This is a genomic window from Pseudomonas sp. B21-059, from assembly GCF_026016285.1.
In the GTDB taxonomy this organism is placed as follows: Bacteria; Pseudomonadota; Gammaproteobacteria; order Pseudomonadales; family Pseudomonadaceae; genus Aquipseudomonas; species Aquipseudomonas danubii.
The window spans coordinates 1,079,648-1,103,031 of sequence record NZ_CP087201.1 but is presented as its reverse complement, the minus strand read 5'-3'; the positions used below and the strand labels follow the sequence as shown (position 1 = coordinate 1,103,031).

17 protein-coding genes and 1 pseudogene are annotated in these 23,384 nt (G+C 63.6%); 7 read left to right on the top strand and 11 right to left on the bottom strand.

All coding sequences use genetic code 11. The annotated features are described in order from the left end of the window. Positions 1-118 precede the first annotated feature (118 nt). Both LOY69_RS04960 and LOY69_RS04955 read left to right on the top strand, forming a co-directional pair. Positions 119-1,147 (top strand): sel1 repeat family protein, encoded by a 1,029-nt coding sequence (locus LOY69_RS04960; protein ID WP_258010196.1) that lies wholly within the window; start codon positions 119-121, stop codon positions 1,145-1,147. Positions 1,148-1,420: 273 nt separating this feature from the next. After that, on the top strand, positions 1,421-2,446 hold the full coding sequence (locus LOY69_RS04955) for a sel1 repeat family protein (protein ID WP_253165003.1): 1,026 nt from the start codon (positions 1,421-1,423) through the stop codon (positions 2,444-2,446). A gap of 94 nt (positions 2,447-2,540) precedes the next feature. Here the strand turns inward: LOY69_RS04955 and LOY69_RS04950 are convergent, their stop codons facing one another. Genes LOY69_RS04950 through LOY69_RS04935 form a run of 4 tightly spaced genes read right to left on the bottom strand, consistent with a single transcriptional unit; the run spans position 2,541 to position 7,332 of the window. Beyond that, on the bottom strand, positions 2,541-3,401 hold the full coding sequence (locus LOY69_RS04950) for an HlyD family secretion protein (RefSeq protein ID WP_102878436.1): 861 nt from the start codon (positions 3,399-3,401) through the stop codon (positions 2,541-2,543). Positions 3,402-3,411: 10 nt separating this feature from the next. Beyond that, complete coding sequence (locus LOY69_RS04945) at positions 3,412-3,612, bottom strand: DUF1656 domain-containing protein (RefSeq protein WP_007930063.1); 201 nt, start codon at positions 3,610-3,612, stop codon at positions 3,412-3,414. Then, complete coding sequence (locus LOY69_RS04940) at positions 3,602-5,809, bottom strand: FUSC family protein (RefSeq protein ID WP_102878435.1); 2,208 nt, start codon at positions 5,807-5,809, stop codon at positions 3,602-3,604. Before LOY69_RS04940 ends, LOY69_RS04945 begins: the two co-directional genes overlap by 11 nt. An 11-nt stretch (positions 5,810-5,820) precedes the next feature. Further along, on the bottom strand, positions 5,821-7,332 hold the full coding sequence (locus LOY69_RS04935; RefSeq protein ID WP_110596051.1) for an efflux transporter outer membrane subunit: 1,512 nt from the start codon (positions 7,330-7,332) through the stop codon (positions 5,821-5,823). Positions 7,333-7,597: 265 nt separating this feature from the next. Between LOY69_RS04935 and LOY69_RS04930 the strand changes: the two genes are divergently transcribed. Together LOY69_RS04930 and LOY69_RS04925 are read left to right on the top strand one after the other, a co-directional pair. Further along, positions 7,598-8,566 carry a LysR family transcriptional regulator gene (locus tag LOY69_RS04930; RefSeq protein ID WP_102878433.1) on the top strand — a complete coding sequence of 323 codons (969 nt, stop codon included), beginning with the start codon at positions 7,598-7,600 and terminating at the stop codon, positions 8,564-8,566. Between the two features lie 210 nt (positions 8,567-8,776). Next, entirely contained in the window at positions 8,777-9,751 is a 975-nt protein-coding gene (locus LOY69_RS04925) for a 2-hydroxyacid dehydrogenase (protein ID WP_102878432.1), read from the top strand. A gap of 90 nt (positions 9,752-9,841) precedes the next feature. Here LOY69_RS04925 and LOY69_RS04920 read toward each other — a convergent pair whose 3' ends face one another. Continuing rightward, on the bottom strand, positions 9,842-10,789 hold the full coding sequence (locus LOY69_RS04920; RefSeq protein ID WP_265074200.1) for a DMT family transporter: 948 nt from the start codon (positions 10,787-10,789) through the stop codon (positions 9,842-9,844). Positions 10,790-10,945: 156 nt separating this feature from the next. On the opposite strand from LOY69_RS04920, the gene LOY69_RS04915 reads away from it, so the two are divergent. From LOY69_RS04915 to LOY69_RS04905, 3 genes are all read left to right on the top strand, one after another. Then, the gene (locus LOY69_RS04915; protein ID WP_110596049.1) at positions 10,946-11,821 is read left to right on the top strand and encodes an AraC family transcriptional regulator; all 876 of its coding nucleotides are present in this window, start codon (positions 10,946-10,948) and stop codon (positions 11,819-11,821) included. Between the two features lie 475 nt (positions 11,822-12,296). Next, on the top strand, positions 12,297-13,571 hold the full coding sequence (locus tag LOY69_RS04910) for an OprD family porin (protein WP_265074199.1): 1,275 nt from the start codon (positions 12,297-12,299) through the stop codon (positions 13,569-13,571). A gap of 52 nt (positions 13,572-13,623) precedes the next feature. Next, positions 13,624-14,451 (top strand): acid phosphatase, encoded by an 828-nt coding sequence (locus LOY69_RS04905; protein WP_265074198.1) that lies wholly within the window; start codon positions 13,624-13,626, stop codon positions 14,449-14,451. A 34-nt stretch (positions 14,452-14,485) separates the two neighbouring features. On the opposite strand, the gene LOY69_RS04900 is transcribed toward LOY69_RS04905, so the two are convergent. The 6 genes and pseudogenes from LOY69_RS04900 to LOY69_RS04875 all read right to left on the bottom strand — a co-directional run bounded on the left by LOY69_RS04900 (position 14,486) and on the right by LOY69_RS04875 (position 23,238). Continuing rightward, on the bottom strand, positions 14,486-16,924 hold the full coding sequence (locus LOY69_RS04900) for a TonB-dependent siderophore receptor (RefSeq protein ID WP_265074197.1): 2,439 nt from the start codon (positions 16,922-16,924) through the stop codon (positions 14,486-14,488). 315 nt (positions 16,925-17,239) lie between these two features. Next, positions 17,240-18,943 carry a bifunctional metallophosphatase/5'-nucleotidase gene (locus LOY69_RS04895; RefSeq protein ID WP_265074196.1) on the bottom strand — a complete coding sequence of 568 codons (1,704 nt, stop codon included), beginning with the start codon at positions 18,941-18,943 and terminating at the stop codon, positions 17,240-17,242. Positions 18,944-19,090: 147 nt separating this feature from the next. Beyond that, positions 19,091-19,729, bottom strand: a complete 639-nt coding sequence (locus LOY69_RS04890) for a MotA/TolQ/ExbB proton channel family protein (protein WP_265074195.1) — start codon at positions 19,727-19,729, stop codon at positions 19,091-19,093. A gap of 28 nt (positions 19,730-19,757) precedes the next feature. Then, a pseudogene (locus LOY69_RS04885) lies at positions 19,758-21,997 on the bottom strand (TonB-dependent receptor family protein). A gap of 43 nt (positions 21,998-22,040) precedes the next feature. Then, entirely contained in the window at positions 22,041-22,826 is a 786-nt protein-coding gene (locus LOY69_RS04880) for an energy transducer TonB (protein ID WP_265074194.1), read from the bottom strand. A gap of 4 nt (positions 22,827-22,830) precedes the next feature. Continuing rightward, positions 22,831-23,238 (bottom strand): ExbD/TolR family protein, encoded by a 408-nt coding sequence (locus LOY69_RS04875; protein ID WP_060837609.1) that lies wholly within the window; start codon positions 23,236-23,238, stop codon positions 22,831-22,833. Positions 23,239-23,384: the final 146 nt, after the last annotated feature.

Below are 23,384 nucleotides of genomic sequence, written 5' to 3'. Positions count from 1 at the left end.
AATGGGCGCACTCAAATCGCAGGGAAGCGGCATTTCAAGCACGGAACGGCTGCACCCCGCCCCTGCTCATGCCCTCTTGGCGTCCTGCCTTTTACGATTGAACCTCAGGGACTCTCCATTGATATCTCGCAGCCTGCTGCCCTTGGCCATCCTCACTCTGCTGCTGGGCTGCGATGCCTCGTCACCGGACGAAAAACTCAATGCCACCCTGCCGGACCTGAGCCTGGAACAGATCCTGCCCAAGGTTGAAGCCAACCCGTACTGCTCGCCGGAGATGGACAGCGAACGGCTGGTCGGCCTCGGCATCCGACTGATGAATGAGGACGAGGTACTGCATGGCGCAAGCCGTACCTTGCTGGCGAGCAAGGCCATACAAATGGCCCGCGCCTGCCTGATCATGGCCGCCCCCCGCGACACCATGAGCCTGTGCATCCTGGGCGGGATTGTCGGGTCCAGGCAGAAGGACTATGACAAAAGCGAAGCCTTCAACTACATCGCTTACGCCGCCCAGCACAATGAATCCTGCGCGGAAGCGGGCCTGTACGACATCTACAACCTTGGCAAGTTGGACCAGCCCGCGAACAAGGCATTGGCCATGGCCTGGCTGGAACGCGCCGCTCGGCACGGCGACGAGGACTCGCAACAAGAGATGCTGCGCAGCAGCGAACAGGACAATTTGCCACTGGCCTACGCCTGGGCCCGAACCCTCGATGACGCCCAAAGGCTCGAAGCGCTGAAACGCAAGATGAGCCCTCAGCAAACAGCTGAAGGCGAACAGCACTACACCCGGCTGCTCAGCCAGCTCCCCTCCAAAAAGGATCTGGAGCAGGCGCTGCGCCAGAACGTCATCCTCCTGGGCACAGGGGATATCTACTACGACTACCCGGAGGTGTTCGCGGGCATGTCGCCTGAGCAACAGCATGCTTTCGTCGCCCAGTTGGTAGACATGCAGGACCGCTACCCGAAGTTCCACACCCGCGGCCAACTGGTGGCCTACGCCTTGATTTCCCGCCTGGTGCAAAGCACCGGGCCGGCCGTGGACCTGTGGCAAGACCCGGCGCTGCAGGCCGTGCTGGAGGACGATGACCTGAGCGTGGAAGACAGCGTGGCCAAGGCCAAAATTCTCCTGGCCAAGCGCAAGCCATAGCAGCGGCTGGCGCTACGCCTTTTGCAGCCGCCGCCGAGGTGTCGCGCGCAAGGCCCAAGGGCCCTTTGCCGCAGCCAAACAGGCGCTGCGGTTTGGGTTGTACGCCCTCTCAAACCCCGTAGAATGCGCAACCTTGAGCCCTTGGGCCCATGCAGCATGGAATCGCTGGTGTCGACACCCAAGCACGGAATGGCTAACGCTCCACCCTCTCCCGTCCTGTCCCTGCCTGATTTCATGCGCGTCTTTTTTCATTCGCCGATCAGGGAATACCCATTGAAATTGTTCAACGTGCTGCCACTGGCCTTGGCTGTCTTGCTGGCGGCTTGCGCCTCCACGACGCCGGAAAACACCGCACCGAAAATCCCCGAACTGAATGACACCCTGCCCAAGCTGACGCTGGAAAGTGTCTTGCCCAAGGTCAGCACCAACGAATACTGCAACCCGGCCATGGAGGCCGATCTGCTGTTCGGCATCGGTTACAAGCTGAACGAGATCGAGGACTACAAGAACGCCAAGGGCTGCTTCGCCATGGCCGCGCCGCACTACACCCGGGCCTTCTGCTACCTGTCCACCACCACCGACCAGGAAACGGACAAGCCCAAGGCCGAGCGCGACCGCGAGTCCTTCAACTACATCGCCTACTCGGCGTCGCAGAACGATTGGTGCGCCGAGTACGGCATGTACGCCACCTACTGGTTCGGCGACAAGGACATCCCCAAAGACCGGGACCTGGCCCTGCGCTGGCTGGAACGCTCGGCGCTGCACGGCAACCCGGAACCGCAGCAGAGCCTGGCCGACGCCGCCGAAGAGTCCGGCGATCTGGTGAAGGCCTACGCCTGGCTGAAAGTCATCGACAACACCGAGGACACCAGCCAGTTGGATGCCCTGAAAGGCAAGATGAGCCCTGAGCAACTGGCCGAAGGCGAACAGCGCTTTGCCGACCTCAAGAAGCGCGTAACCAGCAAGCAGGTGATGTACGACGAGGCGCGGGATGAGGAGGTGGCGATTTTCTCGGCCGAGATCCATTTCGATCTCCCCGACCTGTTCCAGGGCATGACCACGGCCCAGCGCCAGGCCTTTGTCAAAGCGGCCATCGCCAAGGCCCGGGACAGCGGCAAGTTCGATCTGCATTACGCGGTGACCCAGTACATCATCGTCTCGCGCCTGGCCCAACAGCGTTACCCCGGTGTCGACGTGCTGCAGAACCCGAAGCTGGTGGCCGCGATCAACCACGTCAACGACGGCCTGGAAGCCACGGCGAAGAAGTCCCTGGCGATCATGCAGAAAAGCTACAAATAACCGCCCCCCCACCGACGTAGGAGCCGGCTTGCCGGCGAAGAGGCCCGCGAGCCTTGCATCGCCCCTGCCGGCGCTTTCGCTGGCAAGCCAGCTCCTACAGGGGTTCGGGGTTGACGATGACGGTGCAGGTGATGCCCGCCGCCAGCAGCACGCCTTCCGGCACTTCATCAATGTGGATGCGCACCGGCACGCGCTGGGCCAGGCGCACCCAGTTGAAGGTCGGGTTGACGTCGGCGATCAGTTCGCGGCTTTCCGGGTTGTCGCGGTCGTAGATGCCGCGGGAAATGCTTTCCACGTGCCCCTTGAGCACTTCACCGCTCATCAGTTGCATGTCGGCCTTATCCCCCACGCGCACGTGGGGCAGCTTGGTTTCTTCGAAGAAGCCATAGACCCAGAACGAGTTCATGTCGACCACCGCCATCTTCGCCTCGCCGATGCGTGCGTAGTCGCCGCGGTGCACGTTGAGGTTGGTGACGTAGCCGTCCACCGCCGCCCGTACCTGGGTGCGTTTGAGGTTGAGCTCCGCCGCTTCCAACTGCGCCTGGGCGTGCTGGTAATCGGCCAGGGCCGAGTCGGCGATGTTGCCGGCGTCGTCGCGGTTTTCCTTGGAGATCACCAGGTTGTCCATGTCGGCGCGGCGTCGGGCGTTGACCTTGCGCATCTCCCAGGTGGCCTTCTTCGACGCCACCAGCGCTTGCGCCTGCTTGACCGCGATCTGGTAGTGCTCGGGGTCGATCTGCATCAGCAGATCGCCCTTGCGCACCAGCTGGTTGTCCTTGACCGGCACGTCCACCACTTCGCCGGTGACGTCGGCGGCGACGTTGATGATGTCCGCGCGCACCCGGCCGTCACGGGTCCAGGGGGTGTACATGTAGTGCTCCCACAGGGTACGGCCGATCCACAGGGCCAGGGCCAGCACGAGCAGGGTGGCGAGCAGGCTGAAAAACTTTTTCATTGCGGGGGTCTCAACGGTAGACAGTGAGCGCCATGGCGCCGAACAGACAGCAGAACAGGCTCAGGCGCAGCAGCGCCGGGTGCCAGAAGAAGCGATACAGGTCATAGCCGGAAATGAACCGGTCCAGGGCCCAGGCCAGGGCCGCGGCGATGAAGAACATCAGGGTCATGGTGGGCATGTAAACGCCGTGGAAGGCGATTTCACGAGGCATGGTCAAGTCCTTGGGGTGCAGGCGCCGTTGGCTTGGCCACGGCATAGGCCGCCAGCGGCGATTGCGGGTCGAGCAATGAAGTACGGATGAAGTGCAGGTAGCTCTTGACCCGGCGCAGGGCCGAAGTGTCGAAGTGCGGGGCAAAGGGTTCGTCGGTGGCCTGGACCCGGCTGATGGCGTGGTCCACGGCGATCAGGCCGCGCTCCAGGTTGCTCTGGCTCGGTTGCAGGAACAGCCGCACCAGGGAGCGCCCCATGACCCGGATCGCCTGGCGCCAGGGCTGGGATTCGGCATAGGCCGGGTGCACCGGGAGGATCGCCTGTTCCTTGCGCAACTCGATGATGGCGTGGCCGACTTCCAGCACCACGAACATCCAGCGCAGCAGTTCGCTCTGCACCTTGGGCTGACCCACCGCCAGGCCGTAGGCCTGGTGCAACAGGTCGCGGGTACGGCTTTCGAAACTGGAGGCCAGGCCCTTGAGCTTGCCGCTGATGGCGTACACCACCTGGCCGCGCAGGTCCTGCTCCAGGCGCCGCCACAGCCAGCGGCTGTTGGGCGGCAGGATGATCGCCCCGGCCGCGGCGCAGACCAGCATGCCCATGACCATGGCGATGTAGTCGTTGATGAAGGTGTAGGGGTTGTAGACGGTCAGGTTGTCCGGCACCGAACCGGTGCTGAAGAAGATCAGCAGGCCCAGGCCGACCCCGGCGTACTTGGGCCGCGAGGCGAGGAATGAACCGAGCACGATCACCGGCGCCAGCATCAGGCACAGCAGCGGGAAGCCGTCGATCCAGGGGAACACGAAGAACATTTCGACGAAGCCCACCAGGGCACCGATCAAGGTCCCGCAGGCCATCTGGAACGCCATGCGCTTGGGGTTCGGCGTAGCCGCCGAGAGGCCGATGGTGGCGGCGGCGATCAGGGTCATGGTGGCACCGCTGGGCCAGGCGGTGGCCACCCAGTAGCTGCCCAGCACCACCAGTACAAAGGCCGCGCGGATGCCCGAAGCGGCGCAGGCCAGCCAGTTGGTCTGCGGCGTGTAGGGCTCGTCCCAGCGCTCGCGTTCGTGACTGTGGTCGGCCAGGGACGCGTGGGTCTGGGCGTAGCTGTGCATCTCGTCGACGAAGCGGTAGAGCAGCTCGTAGGCGGTGTGGAAATCCAGCTGCTCGGCGTCGCTCGGACCGCTCTCCTGGAAGGCCGCCCGCAGGCTGCGCACCCGTGCTGGCAGTTCGGCCTTGTAGGCCGCCAGGGCCGTGGCCAGGCGCGCCGCATCGGGGCTGGTCAGGGCCCGGCCGGAGAAACCGTCCAGCAGTTCCGCCAGGTCCTGCAGGCCCGGCTTGATCGCTGCCACCACATGGTCGGCGCCACTGCTGCGCAGGCGTTCGAGCAACTGGTGCAGGGCGTTGAAACGCGTGGTGATGCCCATGAATTCGCTGTTCAAGCGGCTCAGGCGGCCATTGCGCCGGCGCATGTGCGGGTCTTCGAACACAGTGACGCTGCGCAGCCCTTCCAGGCCCACGGCCTCGGCGATGAAGCGCACGTTGCTGCTTTCAAAGCTGTCGCGCTGGCTGCGCCCGCGCAGGCCGTCGGTGACGAACAGGGCGAACACCCCGAAGCGTTGGTACAGGGCGTTGCGCATGGCGGCGCTGGCGGTCTGCGGCAGGATCGCGGCGCTGACCAGGGTCGAGCAGAGAATCCCCAGGGAGATCTCCAGTACCCGCCACACCGCCGCCATGAAGGCGCCTTCCGGGTGAGCCAGGGCCGGCAAGCCGACCATGGCCGCGGTGTAGCCGGCGAGGACGAAACCGTAGGCGCGAAAGTTGCGATAACGCGCGGCACCGGCCGAGCAGATGCCGACCCAAATCGCCAGGGAGCCGAGGAACAGCTCGGTGTTCTGGGCGAACAGGGCGATCAGCGCCACCATCACCGCCGAGCCGGTCAGGGTGCCGAGAAAGCGGTAGAAGCTCTTGGCGAACACCTGGCCGCTCTGCGGCTGCATGACGATGAACACGGTGATCATCGCCGTGCGCGGTTGCGGCAACTCCAGGCGCATGGCCAGCCACAGGGTGAGGAACGCGGCGGCCAGGACCTTGAAGATGTACACCCAGGTCACGCCGTCGCTGCGCGCCCAGTCGAAGAAGCCCCGGCGCCATTCCAGGGAGTACAGCCAGCGCAAAGGGGCGGGCAAGGAAGTCATGAGGGCCTGCTTCAGTGGTCGAACACGGCCAGGGCCGCGGGGGTCTTGGGTGCCTGGGTGCGATTTTCCGCGGGGACGTCACGGCCGGCTTCCAGCCCGCCGCCCAGGGCTGTCACCAGGTCCGCCTGGACGGTCAGGCGCGCAGCCTGCACCTGTTGCTGGATCTGCTGCTGGTGGAACAGCAGGCTCTGGGCGTTGAGCACGTTCAGGTAGTCGGTCAGGCCACGCTGGAAGGCCACGGTGGCGATGTCGTAGGTCTTCTGCGCCGCAGCCACCGACTCGGCGGCGAAGGCTTGCTGCTTGTCCATGGACTCGCGGCGGATCAACTGGTCGGAGATGCTTTTCAGCGCGTCCACCAGGGTCTGGTTGTACCTGGCCACGGCCAGGTCGTAGCCGGCTGCGGCTTCACCCAGTTCCGAGCGCAGCCGCCCGCCGTCGAAGATCGGCAGGCTGATGGCCGGGCCGACGTTGTAGTTGAGTTTCTTGCCGGTGAGGAACTCCAGGGCCCCGCCGCCAGTGGCCATGAAGCCGAGGCTGCCCACCAGGTCGACGTTGGGGTAGAAGCCGGCGTGAGCCACATCGATGCCACGGGCCTGGGCCGCCACTTGCCAGCGGCTGGCGACCACGTCCGGGCGCTGCCCCAGGAGTTCGGCGGGCAGGGCCGAGGGCAGTTTCAGCGCGGCGCCCAGGGACAGGCTCGGTCGCTGCAGTTGCGCGCCCTCCCCCGGGCCCTTGCCGGCCAGGGCCGCCAGTTGATTGCGGGTCAGGGCGATTGCTTCGTCCAGGGCGTCCAGCTGGCGATGGGTTTCCGGCAGCGGCGCCTCGGCCTGGCTGACTTCGAAATGGGTGCCGAGGCCGCCGTCCAGGCGTCGTTGCGCCAGTTCGAGAATCTGTTGCTGCTGCTTCAGGGTGGCGGCCACGATATCGCGCTGGGCGAAGTGCAGGGACAGCTGGATATAGCTGCGCACCACGTTGTTCACCAGTTCCAGCTGGGCCTGGCGGGCTTCGGCCACGCTCATGTGGGCCAGGTCGACGGCGCGCTCGGTGCTGTTGCTTTCCCGGCCCCAGAGGTCCAGGGCATAACTCAAGCCCAGGGCGGCGTTGTTGTCCCAGGTGGTGGTGTTGGCCAGGGCGCCGGGGCCGTAGAACTGATCGGTGGGCCAGTTGTGGCGCTTGAGGGTGGCGTCGCCCTTGATCTGCAACGACTCGGCCGACTCGGCAATACCGGCCAGGGCCTTGGCCTGGCGCACCCGGGCGGCGGCCATGGCCAGGCTCGGGCTGCCTTGCACGGCGAGGCTGATCCAGCGGTTCAGCTGCGGGTCGCCGTAGGCCTGCCACCACTGGGCACTGGGCCAGTGGGCCTCTTGCGCGGCGCTCTTGATCGCCTCGTCGGTGGCCAGTGTATTAGCGGGAAGTGTCTTGCCTTGTGGGGCAATGCCTCCGGTTCCGATGCAGCCGCTGATTGCTAACGATAAAGCCCAAACACTGAGGGTCTTGAACCCTCTGCTGATGCGACGCGGCACTGCTGCGAATTCCTGAAGATCGGGGGGAGTATTTCTCTCGTAGGCATCGGCTGGCCGGCGCAGCGATACGCCTGCTAAACCGCGTTGCGCGGATCGCCGGCAAACCGGCTCCTACGGATCGGCGCAATTCTAGGGGGCGGCCGGGGCGGCGATAAGGTGGGATTCCTGTGAATCTTTGTTACCGTAAACGCGATAATCCCTTGGTCGCCTATCCAAGCCCCCGTAACTTCGTGTCACAATTTGCCATCTCCCCAGAGAGCACCCCATGGACACTTTGCAAAACATGCGCGCCTTCAGTTGCGTCGCCGAAGCCGGTAGTTTCACCGCCGCGGCAGTGCAACTGGACACCACCACGGCCAACGTCTCGCGCGCAGTCTCCAATCTTGAGGCTCACCTGCAAACCCGCCTGCTCAACCGCACCACCCGCCGTATCGCCCTGACCGAAGCCGGCAAGCGCTACCTGCTGCGCTGCGAGCAGATCCTGGCCTACGTCGAAGAAGCCGAGGCCGAGGCCAGCGACGCCCACGCCCGCCCCGCCGGGCAATTGAAAGTGCACACCATGACCGGCATCGGCCAGCACTTCGTGATCGACGCCATCGCCCGCTATCGCAAGTCGCACCCGGACGTGACCTTCGACCTGACCATGGCCAACCGCGTGCCGGACCTTCTGGACGAGGGCTACGACGTGTCCATCGTCCTGGCCAGCGAGCTGCCGGACTCGGGGTTCGTCTCCCAGCGCCTGGGGATCACCTACAGCATCGTCTGCGCCTCCCCGGCCTACGTGAAAGCCAACGGCTGCCCGCACAAACCCAGCGACCTGCTCAACCATGCCTGCCTGCGCCTGGTGAGCCCGGTGATACCGCTTGAGAAGTGGGCTTTCGACGGCCCGGAAGGCCAGGAGATGGTGACCATCAACAGCTCGCCGTTCCTGGTGAACTCCGCCGACGCCATGAAGACCGCGATCATCAGCGGCATGGGCGTTGGTGTGCTGCCGGTGTACGCCGCCATCGAAGGCCTGCGCAACGGCACCCTGGTACGGGTCATGCCCAAGTACCGCTCCCAGGAGTTGAACCTGTACGCCATCTACCCGTCGCGCCAGTACCTGGACGCCAAGATCAAGACCTGGGTCGAATACCTGCGCGGCTCCCTGCCGGAGATCCTCGCCGCGCACCAGGCGGAACTGGCGGCCTATGAACTGAGCGGCAGCCTGAGCGGCGCACGCCTGAGCACTTGAGCCCGCCCCCTTGAACCGGGGGCCTGTAGCCGCTGTCGAGCCAAGGCGAGGCTGCGCGGGCTCAGCCTGAGCAACTCTCGCCGAACCCTGCAGAGCGGCCACCAGGCCGCCCCTGTGCAAGCCATCGCAGCCTGCGGCAGCGGCTACAAAAAGCCGGTGGGGAATGTTAGCTTGCTTGGCATTCTCTCCCGCCTGATGAGTCTCCCCGCAATGAAAAAGACGGTACTTGCCTTCAGCCGCATCACCCCCGAGATGACCGAACGCCTGCAACAGGACTTCGAGGTCATCGTCCCCAACCCCAAGCTCGGGGACATCGCCGCGCAGTTCAATGAAGCCCTGCCCCAGGCCCACGGCCTGATCGGCGTCGGCCGCAAACTGGGACGCGCGCAGCTGGAAAACGCCGCACGACTGGAAGTGGTGTCGAGCATCTCGGTGGGCTACGACAACTACGACCTGGACTACTTCAACGAACGCGGGCTGATGCTCACCAACACTCCCGACGTGCTCACCGAAAGCACCGCCGACCTGGCCTTTGCCCTGCTCATGGGCAGCGCCCGCCGGGTGGCCGAGCTGGACGCCTGGACCAAGGCCGGGCAATGGCAGGCCAGCGTCGGCCCGGCGCTGTTCGGCGGCGATGTGCACGGCAAGACCCTGGGCATCGTCGGCATGGGCAACATTGGCGCGGCCATCGCCCGGCGTGGGCGTTTGGGCTTCGGCATGCCGATTCTCTACAGCGGCAACAGCCGCAAGACTGCCCTGGAACAGGAACTGGGGGCGCAGTTCCGGAGCCTGGAGCAACTCTTGGCCGAGGCGGATTTCGTCTGCCTGGTGGTGCCGCTGAGCGACAAGACCCGACACCTGATCAGCCACCGCGAACTGGCGCTGATGAAACCCAGCGCGATCCTGGTGAACATTTCCCGGGGGCCGGTGGTGGATGAACCGGCGTTGATCGAAGCCTTGCAGAAGGGCCAGATCCGCGGCGCCGGCCTGGATGTGTACGAGAAAGAGCCGCTGGCAGAATCGCCGCTGTTCCAACTGAAAAATGCGCTGACCCTGCCGCACATTGGCTCGGCCACCCATGAAACCCGCGACGCCATGGCCAACCGCGCCATGGCCAACCTGCGCAGCGCCCTGCTGGGCGAACGCCCGCAGGATCTGGTCAACCCGCAAGTGTGGAAGGGCTGACCAGCCACTGCCTCTCACCCCCTGTAGCCGCTGCCGAGCCTGCGAGGCTGCGACAAGGTCCGCAGGACCTTCAGCGATAGCCCGGCAGAATCAGGTCGCCTGGTTTTGCGACGGCTGCGCCGCCGTTCGCAGCCTCGCGAGCTCGGCAGCAGCTACAGAGGCTGGCGCAGCCTTGGGTTTACGGAACACCAGCACGTTGCCCAGCATCACCAGCACCAGTCCAGCCAATGCCGGGGCGGTCCATTGGTAGCCTTCGGCAAAGGCCGAGACGTTCAGCGCCACCACCGGGAACAGCACCGTGCAATAGGCCGCCCGCTCCGGGCCCATGCGCCCGACCAGGGTCAGGTAGGCGGTAAAGCCGATCACCGAACCCGGTATCACCAGGTACAGCAGCGAGCCGATGTAGCGGGTGGTCCACTCGACGTCGAAGGCAATGCCCTGGAACAGGCAATACACCGCCAGCATCGTCGCGCCGTAGGCCATGCCCCAGGCATTGGTGGTCATGGGCTTGAGTCCGGCTTTCTGCTGCAGGCTGGAGAGCATGTTGCCCGCCGAGAAACACAAGGTGCCCAACAGGGCCAAGCCCAGGCCCAACAACGTTTGCGGACTGGCGCTGTGGCCTGCCAGCTCGGGCCAGAACAGCAGCCCCAACCCCAGCAGGCCCAGACCGCCGCCCAGCAGCACGTTGCGGGCGATCTTCTGGCCAAAGAACACCCGCGCATTCAGGGCATTCCACAAGGTCGCGGTAGAAAACACCACCGCCACCAGGCCGCTGGGAATCCATTGGCTGGCGTGCAGAAAGCACATGAAATTGATGCAGAACAGGCATAGGCCCTGGGCCAGGCAGATCAGGTGGCCACGGCGGTTCATCGGCTGCAGCTTGCGGCTGAGCAGCAGCAAGGCGAACAGCACCAGGGCCGCCAGGGCGAAGCGATAGACGATGGACACCGGAATCGCCACCACCCCCAGTTGCAGTTTCAGGGCGATCCAGGTGGTGCCCCAGATCAGCACGGTCAACAGGTACAGCGATAGGTTCATGGCGGGACTCCTTTATCAGGAGTGCAGTGTCCCGCCCGACCGACCTTGGGCGCTTGCATAAACTTGCGCTTTTTATCGGCCCGGGGCTGGCGGCGAACCGGCGAGGGAGTAGCATGCAAACCACCGGAAACCGGACCCCTTGCCGACTCGAACAGCATGCCCGCACTGGATACCCTGCAAGTCTTCCAAGCCTTGAACCGCTCGCCCCATGCTCGCCTGGAGCATAGCGCCGAGCTCGGAGACGGCTTGTCCGCAGCCTTGTGGAGCAACCATCACGACGCCCAGGAATATGAGGCACCCGGCCACCACACCCTGTCCTGCTACCTGGCCGGCGGCACCGGCACCTTTCGCCGCGATCAGCCGGGCAGCAAAGGCGGCCCGGGCAAGCTGTGCATCCTGCCTGCCGAGCACCAATCGGCCTGGGTGATCAACGGCGATATCCGCCTGGCCCACGTGTATTTCAGCCCCGAACAATTCGCCCTGGGTTGCGTCACCCTGCTGGACCGCGAACCCCGGGCAATGCAACTGCGCGAAAGCACCTTTGTCGACGACCCCGAGCAGACCCGGCGCTTTGCCCAACTGGTCCGCCTGAACTGGGACGAGCCCGGCGAGCGCCTGCTCACCAGCAGCCTGGCCCACGAGATGCTCTGCCATGCCCTGCTCAATCAAGTGGGCCTGCGCCAGGGTGCCCGGCTCAAGGGCGGCTTGGCCGCCCACCAGCGCCGCCTGCTGGTGGACTACATCGACAGCCAGCTGGACGCGCCCCTGAGCCTGGGCCAACTGGCGGGGTTGTGTGCGCTGTCGGAGTACCACTTCGCCCGCATGTTCCGCGCAAGCTTCGGCCTGCCGCCCCATCAATATGTGCTGGCCCGGCGCCTGAGCCGGGCCCGGCACCTGCTACGCAGCACTGCCCAGCCCCTGGGGGAGATTGCCCTGGCCTGTGGTTTTGCCAGTGCCAGCCACTTCAACAATCGCTTCCGCCAGGCCCTGGGTGGAACACCGGGGGACTACCGCCTGGCATTCCTGCGCTGAGGTTCGGCTTAATCCTGACCCGCCTCTGTAGGCCCCTTCTTATGCCAAAGTCCGCATCGGCACGCCTGAATAAGTAAATTACTCAAATTCTTTACCTAAACAGGACAACTCTTACCAAACAATCAATAAACTCCTACGCCGCCCTCTATAAAAGAGCACTTCCAACAAGTACCGATATGACAAACAAAAACATAAACAGGTAATTATTTTAAAACTTCAGTTATCACCCCATTCACAGAACTGATGATTCTTGTTTAACCCCAGCCCCAACTTAGTCTTTAGGCCTTGAATCCCCGGCATTACGCAAAGATTCAACAAACAGCCACACGCCTTCACCCCCATTAACTTCAACCCCAAAAAAGCCACACCCACAACTTCACCCACCCTTCATCACATTTAAACAAAGCTGCAAAGACTCAATACATCAGCCCCCAATCGCCTTTCTCCTAAAACAACAAAAACAGAGGACGATGAAATGCCTTCAAGACACTGGCCACGACAGTGGCTCAACCGCTCTACCCTACTTTGCACCGGGCTGCTGGCCATCCCGGTAAACGCCGAACTGCTTGAAGACAGCAGCGCGCGCCTGGAGCTGCGCAACTATTACTTCAATCGGGACTATCGCGAAGGCACCGCGCCCAGCCGTGAAGAATGGGCACAAGGTTTGCTCTTGCGCCTGGACTCGGGGTTTACCGAGGGCCGCCTGGGTGTGGGTGCCGACGCCATCGGCATGCTCGGCATCAAGCTGGACTCCGCACCTGGCCGAACCGGCACCGGGCTGCTGAAGGTGGGGCGCGATGGCCGGGCAGAGGATGACTACTGGAAACTGGCCCTGGCCGGGAAGCTCAAGACCAGCAAGACCCTGTTCAAGTTCGGCGCGCTGGTACCGCCGGTACTGCCAACGCTGAAACCCAATGACGGCCGCCTGTTTCCGCAGATTTTCGAAGGCGGGCTGCTGACCTCGAATGAAATCGATGACCTGGAATTTACCGCCGGGCGCCTGAGCCGGGTCATGCAGCGCAACGCCACGCAGTACACGCCGCTGACCTTGAGCCCCTTGAACCGGCGCTTCCAGGGTCAGGGGGCAACGGCGGATCATTTCGACATGGCGGGCGTCGACTATCGGTTCCACAAGCAATGGCTGGCGCGGGTGCATGTCGCCCAACTGGAGGACATCTACCGCCAGCAGGTCTTCACCCTGGTCAATAAGAGCCCCTGGGGCGCGGGGACGTTCAGCAGCGATCTGCGCTTGAGCCTGATGAACGACTATGGCAATGCCAAAGGCGGCAAGATCGACAACCGCGCTCTGCAGGGGCTACTCGGCTATGCCTACAAAGGCCACAGCCTTGGCCTGGCTTATCAGCGAATGTTGGGAGACACCGGTTATGCCAACATCCTGGGCGCCGATGCCAACTTGATCAACTTATCGGTACTGGGTGACTTCGCCAATGCCAAGGAACGTTCCTGGGCACTTCGTTATGGCTATGACTTCGCCAACCTGGGTTTGCCGGGACTGAGTATCAACAGCCGCTATATATCCGGCAGCCATGCCGAAATCACCGGCACCCGAACCATTGGCAAGTCATGGGAGTTGGATAACGAACTGCGTTATGTCGTGCAACAAGGCCCACTGAAAAACTTGAGTGTGCGCCTGCGCACCGCACACTATCGCTCCAACTATGCCAAGAACTTCATTCGCGACACCGATGATACACGGCTGATGTTCAATTACGCCTGGAATATCAAGTAACCCAACAAGCAGAACCCATGTAGCGAATCAAACTCCTAGAGGTGATATCCACATGCAACGCCTACTATCGAACTGTTTGGCCGGTCTATTGTTTTCAAGTCTGATCCACTCCGCCGTGGCCAAACAAACCAGCCAAGCAGAAAACGTCCCGGAGTTCCGACCGGGTTACTTGATCGGTTATCTGAAACAGCAGGATCTGCCCAATAGTCTGTCGCTGTTACCACCACCTCCTGCGGTGGGCACGCCAGCCTTCGCGCTGGACCAGAGCATGGCTGAAAAAAGCCAGGCCTTGCGTGGCAGCAAACGCTGGGCGTTGGCAATCAGCGATGCCAACCTGAAATTCCCCGCCGCCGCAGAGACGTTTTCCTGTGCGCTGGATGCGCCAATCAGCGAACAGCAAACACCTGCGCTGTACAGAGTCTTGCGCCGGACCCTGACCGATGCCGGGCTGGCCACCTATAGCGCAAAGAAGCGCTACCAGCGCCCCCGGCCCTTCGTCTACAACCAGCAGCCCAGTTGCACCCCGGAAGATGAAGCCAAGCTGGCCGCGGATGGTTCCTACCCATCGGGCCACAGCGCCATCGGCTGGGCCTGGGCGCTGCTGTTGAGCGAACTGGCCCCCGAGCACGGCAACGCGCTCTGGGCCCGTGGCCGGGCCTATTCGGAAAGCCGGATGGTGTGCAACGTGCACTGGTACAGCGATGTCCGTGAAGGCCGCGAGATTGGCGCGACCACCGTGGCACGCTTGCACACCGATCCGACCTTCCAGGCCGACTTCGCCGTCGCCCGGCAAGAGCTGCTGGCCGTTCGCGCCAAGGGCCTGACTGCCAGCGGCGACTGTGCGGCGCAAGCGCAAGCCCTGGCGCTGGGCGCCGACTAAGGCGCCACGGCCAGGCCCTGGATCAGGGTGCTCATCAGAACTCCAGGGTGCTGGACAGCGACACCTGGCGAGCATCCCCCATGGACACGAAGAACTTGCTGGCCGACGAGGTGTAGTAGGTCTTGTCGAACAGGTTCTTCACGTTGAGCTGGAACTTGACCTTCTGCCCTTCGACCCGGGTGTCGTAGGTGGCAAAGGCATCGGCCACGGTGTAGCCCGGCAGGTCGAAGCTGTTGGGCGCATCCCCGGCGCGCTCGCCGACATAACGGGCCCCGGCGCCGACGCGCAGGCGGTCGCCACCGATCAGGCTGCCGAAGTCGTAGACCGCCGACAGCGAGCCGGTGTTCTTGGCCACGTTCTGCAGTTGCTTGCCCTTGTACTGGGTGTCCTTGGTCACTTCGGTGTCGGTGTAGGCGTAGCTGCCGATCAGGCTCCACTGATCGGTGAGCTGCCCGGTCAGGTCCAGTTCCAGGCCCTGGGAGTGCACTTCGCCGGCGACGCTGGTGACCGTCTCGGTAGCGGTGGCGGTGGTCACCAGCACATTGCGCTTGGTGATATCGAACAGCGCCGCGCTGGCGGTGACGCGCCCGGGAATGTCGAGCTTGGCCCCCAGCTCCCAGGACTTGGCTTCTTCCGGGGCGATGGAGCCGTCGAGCACCGCGCTGCCACCGGCCAGATCGGCGATGCTGGAGTTCGGCTTGAACGACTCGGTGTAGCTGCCGTAGAGCGACAACTGGTCGGTGTAGCGATACACCAGCCCGGCCCGCGGCACGAACTTCTGCCCGTTGCTGTTGGTGTTGACCCGGAACGGCCGGCCCTTGCCGGCGTACTGGTCGTATTCCTGGAAACGTCCGCCGCCCACCAGAATCCACTGGTCGGTAAGGTGGATGGCGTCCTGGAAAAACAGCGAGTCGCTGCGCAACAGGTCGGTCTGCGCACTGTCGTTGGCGCTGACTGTGGTTCCGGCCACTTCCCGGCCGTAGACCGGGTTCAGGTAGTTGAAGGTGGTCCGGCTTTTCTGCCGGATCAGGTCGGCGCGGTAGATCTTGCGGTACTCATCATCCAGGCCGAACACCAGATCGTGGCGCATGCCGCCCAGTTGCACCTGGCCTTCCAGGCTGACGGTGGCGTAGCGGTCGGTGGTCAGGGCGTCCTGGGTGCCGTCCATGGCCCGGGTCAGGGTGCCGTTGGCATTTACCGCGGTCAGGCGCACCTGGCTGGCGTCGTAGGTCTCACGGTTCCAGCTGTAGCCGAAGTGGGCCTTCCAGTCGTCGCTGAGCTCGTGGTCGACTTCAAAGCGATACAGGTCCGAGCGCCCTTCCATATTGTTGAACGGCTCGTCCAGGCGTCGGGTGGCCGGGATGTCCAGCGGGTGATTGGTCTTGGGATCGATGGCGGTGCCACGGTCGAAGGGGGTCAGGAACTCGCGGTGCTCATAGGCCAGCAACACCTTGGTGCGCTCGCCGTACCAGGCCAGGGACGGCGCCACCAGGGATTCGCGATGGGTGCCGAAGTTGCGCCAGTAGTCTTCGTCTTCATGGTCGACGATCAAGCGGTAGGCCAGCCCGGAATCACCCAGCGGCCCAGTGGTGTCGAGGCTGCCGCCGCTGCCGTTCTTGCCCGAGCCGTAGGTCGAGCCACGCACGGTCAGGGCCGTGGACTGCTGCAACTCAGGCTTCTTGCTGACAATGTTGATGACCCCGCCCGGGTCCTGGATGCCGTACAGCAGAGACGACGGGCCCTTGAGCACTTCCACCCGGTCCGCCGTGGCATTCAGCGCCCGGCCCTGCACCACCGGCATGCTGTCGCGCATGATCGAGCCGTTGCGGTTGTCACCGAAGCCGCGCAGCAGCACCGCATCCTGGGTGCCGCCCAGGGTGTTGGTCTGGGTGATACCGCTGACGTTCTTCAGGGCATCGTCCAGATTGCGCGGGGTCTGGTCCCGCAGCACCTGGGCCGGCACTACGTTGATGATCTGCGGGATTTCCTGGTTCAGCGCTTGGGAACGGGCCACCGAAGTGGTGGCCGGCGGCTGGTAGCTGGTGCTGTCGTCGAGGCCCGGGGTGGTGATGCTGGTGGCCCCCAGGTTCAGTGCGCCACTGCTGGGCAAGGGCTCCAGGACCAGGGTGTGCGCGTCGCTGCGCCGGTAGGTGAAGCCGGAACCGCCCAGCAGACGCTGCAGGGCCTGTTCGGCGCTGAACGGGCCGCTCAGAGCCGGTGCCTTGAACGCATAAGGCGCTTCGTCGGTGTAGACCACGCTGATCCCGGTGACCCGGGTGAAATCGCTCAGGGCCTGGGGCAGCGGCTTGGCCACGATGGCAAAGTTGAACAGCGCACCGTGTTGCGCACTGCCGGCCTCGGCCGCCTGCGCCACGCTCAGGGGCAGCCACGCCAACCCCGACACCACCAGCGCCGAAGCGCCGAACCACCGTTTGATCGAAGCGTTTGCCGCCGAATGTGCCCTGGACTTCATGCTTGAGACTCGCGTGTAAAAAAGCCATGAATGCGAATTAGTCGCACTTTCAAGCACTACACGTGGCTCGAACGCAAAGACCTCACCTGTTTTTTGAAAATATTTTCACGATGGCGAAAACGCCCCCCGCCCGATGCATTCCTTGTAGCCGCTGGCGCAGGCTGCGAACGAGCTGGGCGGCACTCCGACGAAGTGGGCGCGGCGGTCTTGAGGCCGCTGCTGGCTTGGCGGGAGATCGCCAAGCAAGGTCCTGCGGACCTTTTCGCAGCCTCGCAGGCTCGGCAGCGGCTACAAGGATCGGGGGCGCTTCTGGTGTCAGTTGAGGCGCTGGATGCGCCCGGCGCTGCTGCTGGAACCCACCGGCTGGCCCTGCTGGTCCATGGCCTTGAGGTACTGCAGCATCGCGTCCAGATCGCTGAGGCCGAGGTCGCTGCGGTTGCGGCCGCTCTTGAACAGGCTGAAGCGGTCGCCGCCATCGGCCAGGAAGCCATTCATCACCAGTCGGTAGTTGCCATCGGCCTGCAGCGGCTTGCCGTTGAGGCGCAGGCTGCCGGGCACTACGCGGCTGTCCAGCGGGCGCTGGGCGTCCCAGCGATAACTGAAGCCCTGGGACACTTGCAGGATGTTGGCATCGTCCGCGCCCTTCCATTGCTGGTTGAGCACCTGTTCGATCTGCCGCCCCGTGAGGTCGAAGGCGATCAGGTTGTTGTTGAACGGCTGCAGGGTCGCCAGTTGCCCATAGTTCACCTGGGTCTGCCCCGGTTCCAGGGCCAGGTCGCTGCGAATGCCGCCGGTGTTCATGAAGGCGATTTGCGCACCGTTGGCCCGGCCACCCGCCAGATGGGCATCGGCGATCAGGTCGCCGATGGGCATTTCCCCGGCGTTGTCAGCTCGCCGGGCAATCGGCGAGGCGGCAATCGCCCCTACCGGCTGGAGCAGCACCTGATTGCTGCGGGCCTCGACCTCCTGTTGCAGCTTCGCCAAGCCCTGGTCCTGTGGATAACGGGCCGGATCGGCCAGCAGGTTAAGGGCCTGGATGCTCGTCACCCGGTGCTGGCCCGGGGTCACTTGCAGGGTCAGGTGGGTCAACAGATGGCCGTAGGCATTGCCCTGGGTCACCAGCAATGGCCCGACCTTGCACAGGTAGCCCTGGTGCGAGTGAGCGCTGATCAACACGTCCACCGCCGGGTCCAGGCGCTTGGCCACGTCGACGATATCGCCACTCAACTGCGAGCAGTCCTGCTTATCGAAAGGTTCCGGGGTCGCGCCACCCTGGTGCACCACGGCGACGATGGCGTTGACCCCCTTGGCGTTGAGTTCGGGAATCAACTGGTTAATCGATTGGGCTTCATCGGCCACCTGCAAACCGCGCATGCCCTTGGCGCTGACCACCGAAGCCACGTCCCGCAGCACTGCGCCGACGAAGGCCACCTTGACCCCGCGCACCTCCTCGATGCGGTAGGCCGGCAACAGCGGCTGGCCGGTGTCGCTGTCCAGCAGGTTGGCCGCCAGGTAGGGGAAACCGCTGCCGGGGTAATTCGGCCGGAACTGGCAGGCCTTGTCCGGCCGCGATGACTGGCAGCCGCCATTGAGCTGGCGCAGGAACTCGGCCTTGCCGTTGTCCAGTTCGTGGTTGCCGATGGCGCTGAGTTTCATGTCCATGTGGCGCAGGGCTTCCAGGGTCGGCTCGTCGGCCCACATGGCCGACAGCGGCGGGCTCCCGCCCACCAGATCGCCGGCGCCGATGAACAGCAGTTGCGGGTCCTGCTGGCGCAGCTGGCTGAGCATGCCGCCCAGGGTGGCGATACCGCCGGCCGCAAGCTTGCGCACCCCGCCGGGGGCCTGGGGGTCCTTGTAGCTGAAGGGGTTGGCCTGCAAATAGCCGTGCAAGTCGTTGATGGCGACGATGTTCACCGCCACCGGTTGCGGCTCGCGCGGCAGCGAGCTGCAACCGGCCAGAGTAACCAGGGCCAGGGTCAGTGCACCCAGCACCCGGGGCATGGGACGAAGACGGGACATGAAAGAAATCCTTGGCAGATCAGCAAAAAAAAGGCCGCTGACACAGGCCTGGATCGGACAGAGACGAGCGCTGGGGAACAGCGCTCGCCGTCGATCGTCCGAACGCGGCCCGAGCCTACGGCAGCGGCTACAGGTCACGTCAGGTCATCAGGCCGGTTGCAGATTGCCCTGGACCGTGGGTACGGGGGCCTTCAGGGCGGTGCCCATGCCGGCGCGCAGCAACAGGATCTTCAGGTGGTCGGTGATGCGCTCGACCCGGTCCTGGAAGTGGTTGTGGAAAATCATGCTGCCCAGGGCGATGGCGATACCCAGGGCCGTGGCGTAGAGCGCGGTGCCGATGCCCTTGGACACTTCACCGGGGTCGCTGACGCCGGTCTCGGCCAGGGCCTTGAAGGTGTCGATGATCCCCAGGATGGTGCCCAAGAGGCCCAGCAAGGGCGCGGCGGTGACCACGGTTTCCAGCAGCCACAAGCCATGCATCAGCTTGCTGCGGGTGGCGATGTAGATCGACTCGCTGAGGTCTTCCAGGTCCTTGTGGCTGGCCAGCCCCTGCTTGTGGGCGAACAGCTCGGCGACCATCTCCAGGGGCAGGCTGTTGCGCTGGCGCAGCTCGGCGGGCAGGTCGTCGACACTGTGCATTTTCGGGCTGAGCACGGTCTCCAGTTTCTTCGCCTGACGCAGGCTGAAGCTGAAGTAGATGCCGCGTTCCACGGCGATAAAGGCGGCAATCGCGGCGGCGCCGTACATGGTGTAGAAGGTGATGTCGTGCAGCAGATTCATGTCCATCGTCATTTCCTCTTGGGCCCGAAGGCCATCAGAACCCGGCTTCCAGGGAGACCATCGCGGTGCGTTCCTCACCGACGTTGTAATAGGCCGTGCTCGGTGCCAGGCCATTGGTGCGCTGGGTGTTGAACGACACGGTGCGGGTCGAGGCCAGGTATTCCTTGTCGAACACGTTGAGCATGGAGAAGCGCAGGGTCGCGGACTTCAGCACTTTCTTGTCCACCGGCAGGTGGATACCGGCGTTGAGATCCACCACGGTGCGGCCGGCGATCTTCTCGTCGTTGGTCAGGTCGCCGTAGAAGGCACCGACGTATTTGCCGACGACGTTGCCGTAGTAGCGCGAGTCGTCGTAGCCCAGGCTCAGGTTGAACATGTTTTCCGGCACGTTGGCCAGTTGCTTGCCGGAGGTGGGCAGCAGCACGTTCTTGTTGCTCAGGTCGTCCATCTGCTCGGACTGGGTGTAGGTGTACGAGGCGTAGTAGTTGAAGTCGTGGGGCAACTTGCCGCTCCACTCCAGCTCCAGGCCGCGGTTCTTCACTTCGCCAACGTTGGCCACCACATAGTCGCCGTTGACGTCGGTGGTGGAGATCTGCCGGTCCTTGAAGCTGATGTAGAACAGGGTCGCGCTCAGGGCCATGTCGTCTTCGCTGTAGCGCCAGCCCAGTTCCTGGTTCCAGCTCAGCTCGGGTTTCAGGCTGATGGAATCGCCCTTGTTGTAGAGCACGTAGTTGGGCGGCGTGCGCATGTTGCGGGTGACGTTGTAGAAGGCCTGGTTGTTCGGGTCGATCTGGTACTTGGCGTTGAAGCTGGGCAGGAACTCGTGGTACCTGGCGTCGCGTTTTTCCGGCTTGTCGGTGAGGCTGCCGAGGTTGTTGCCGTCACGTTCCACGTACTGGTAGGCCAGGGCTCCGGTCAGGGTCAGGTCCGGGGTCGCCTGCCAGGTGTCCTGCACCCAGAGTTTCTGCGCCGGGGTCACGGTGTATTGGTGACGGCCCTGGACCGTGGCGCCGTTGCGGTCCACCAGTTGGTCGGAACCGTTGTAGTCGCCCCAGACATTTTCCGGAGCGCCATTGCCCTTGATCCCGATGAAGGGCTGGGTCTGGCGCTGGCGGGCGCGCTCGTACCAGTAGCCGACGTCCAGGCTGTGCTCTTCGTTGAGATCCCACTTGAGCTTGGTGGTCATCCCGGGGCGCCAGGTTTCAGTCCACGACGGCCGGTAGTAGGTGCCGGCAGGCAAGCCGCTCAGGTCGTAGTTGCCGGCCTTGTTCGAGCTGGCGGACAAGCTGGTGGCGGTCTGGCCGCTGAAGCTGCCGCCGTTGGACCACACGTAGTAGGGGTTCAAGGTCAGGCTCAGGTCGTCGCGCAGCTGGAAGCGCTGGGTCACCGAGGCGGTCAGGCTTTCGAAGGGGTTGCGGTTGAGCTTGTAGGACTGGGACACGCTGCCGTTCTTGAACACGGTGCTTTCCGAGTAGTCCAGGCGCCGGCCCTGGTTCTGGAACTGGGCCTTGCTCAGGCTGTTGTAGTTGTAGTTTTCCTGCTGGTTGTACTTGACGATGGCGTTGGTGGAGTTGCCGTTACCGTCTTCGAACAGGGTGTTCCACTCGACCTTGTCAGCCCGCAGGGTGCCCTTGCCGCGCCACTTGTCGCCCTCGGTGTGAGACGCCGAGACCCAGGTCTTGAAACCGCCCAGGTCACCGGTGTTGAGACGGGCGAAGCTCTTGCGCACGTTGTTCGAGCCGATGGACTGCTTGGCGAACACGCCGAAGTCCTTGGTCGGGCGCACGGTCACCAGGCCGATGTTGCCGCCGCTGGAGCCGATGTGCGGGCCGTCGGCTTCGGACGAGCCCTGGGTGACGAAGACTTCGCTGAAGTTCTCCGGGTCGCCCATCAGGTTCGGGTAGATGCTGTAGTCCCCCGAATCGTTGATCGGGAAACCATCGGCAGAAAGCCCGACCTGGTCGGAGTTCATCCCGCGCATGGTGAAGTTGGTGCCGCTCAGGCCGGTGGCGTCGGTGCTGGAAACGTTGATCCCCGGGTGTACTTGAGCTTGTCCACGGCGTTGGCAGTGGGGGCCATCTGGTCCATGGCCTCCTTGGTCACGGTGGAACGTCCCTTGGCGCTTTCTTCCTTGATCATGTGGCCGTTGCCCAGGGTCTGTTTACCGGCAACGTTCACCGAACCGACGTCAACTGTATCGTCGGCCAAAACCAATGGCGCAAAACTGCCCAGGCCCGATGCCAGAAGCAGGGCATAAAGTTTATTGATCTTCACGGGTCAATCCCTTGCTTACAACTTTCGTTAATAGGTGATGGGTTTATTCCACGTTGTAACTAAAGGTCGCGGTAAAACGTTGCTTGTTCTTGCCGGAGAACGCGTCCGAGGGAAACGGTGAAACTTTCTCCACGCGGCGCAAACTGGTTTGCGCCGCGCGATTGAGCAACATGTTCGGCGCCTTGTTTTCGATGCCACTGTCGAGCACGTTGCCGGCCCGATCGACTTCCAGCCAGATCACCACATCGCCCTGGGGACGTTGCAGCGAGGCCTCGCGGCCGCTGGGGTATTGCTTGTGCTTTTCCAGTTCCTTGCGCAAAGCGGCGGTGTACAGGCTTTCCTTGATTGCACTGGCGGGCGCCGCAGGTGCGGGGGCCGGAGCCGGTGCAGGAGCCGCTGGCGCCACCACCGGTTGCGGCGCTGCAACCACCGCCGGCTGCGGCGCGGGGGCACTCCTGGCCACCTGAGCCGGAGCCGGCTTGGGTGGTTGCGGCTTGGCCAGCAACGGCTTGGCCAGCAACGGCTTGGGCGCTGGGGGCTTGGGCTTGACCACCGGCTTGGGCTTGGGCGGCTCGATCACCAGCGGCTCTTCCTCGGGCACCACCAGCGGTGGCTCGGGCTCGATCGGCAGCGGCTCGGGCTCAGGCGGTGGTGGCTCTGCCGCGGCCACCAGTTCCGCCGCATCCACCAGGGCAATTTCCACCGTGCTTTCGTCATACACCGGCTTGATCTGCAACTGTTGCAACTGACTGGCATAGATCACCAGCAACAACAGGCCGGCCGGCAGCAGGCACGCCAGCCACTTGCGAGTTCTATATAAACCGAACATGGCGTCAGGACTTGCGCGTAGCGATGGAGACGGAAGAGAAGCCATTGCCCTTGAGCAAGTCCATCACCGAAACCAGGCGCTTAACTTCCACGCCCTGATCGCTGTTGATAATGATCACCAACTTTTCGCTGCCGTTGTTCAGCACTTTAAGTTGTGCCAACAGCGCCCCTTCATCCAGGTCCTGGCCGTCGAGTTGCAGGCGTTCTTGCAGCCCCAGGGTAATCACCGCCTTGTTTTGCGGCTTCAATTGTTGCGCGGTACTGGCCACCGGCAACTGCGTCTTGATTCCCACGGCGGGAATCACGTTGAGACTGATCAGTACGAAGAACACCAGGAGAAACATCATCACATCGATCATCGGAATGATTTCGATGTGGGCCTTCTTCTTTTTTGCGACATCCCAGCTGCGCATCGTCTTGCTCCCGCTTCAGCCTTCCCTCCCTTGTGAGAGCTGAATCACAACCCTCGCCGATCCTGACCATGTGCTCAGGAATCCGCAGATCATCCGCGCCTGATATAACGGTTTGGTGACAGAAAGGTGTGATATCGATGAATGTT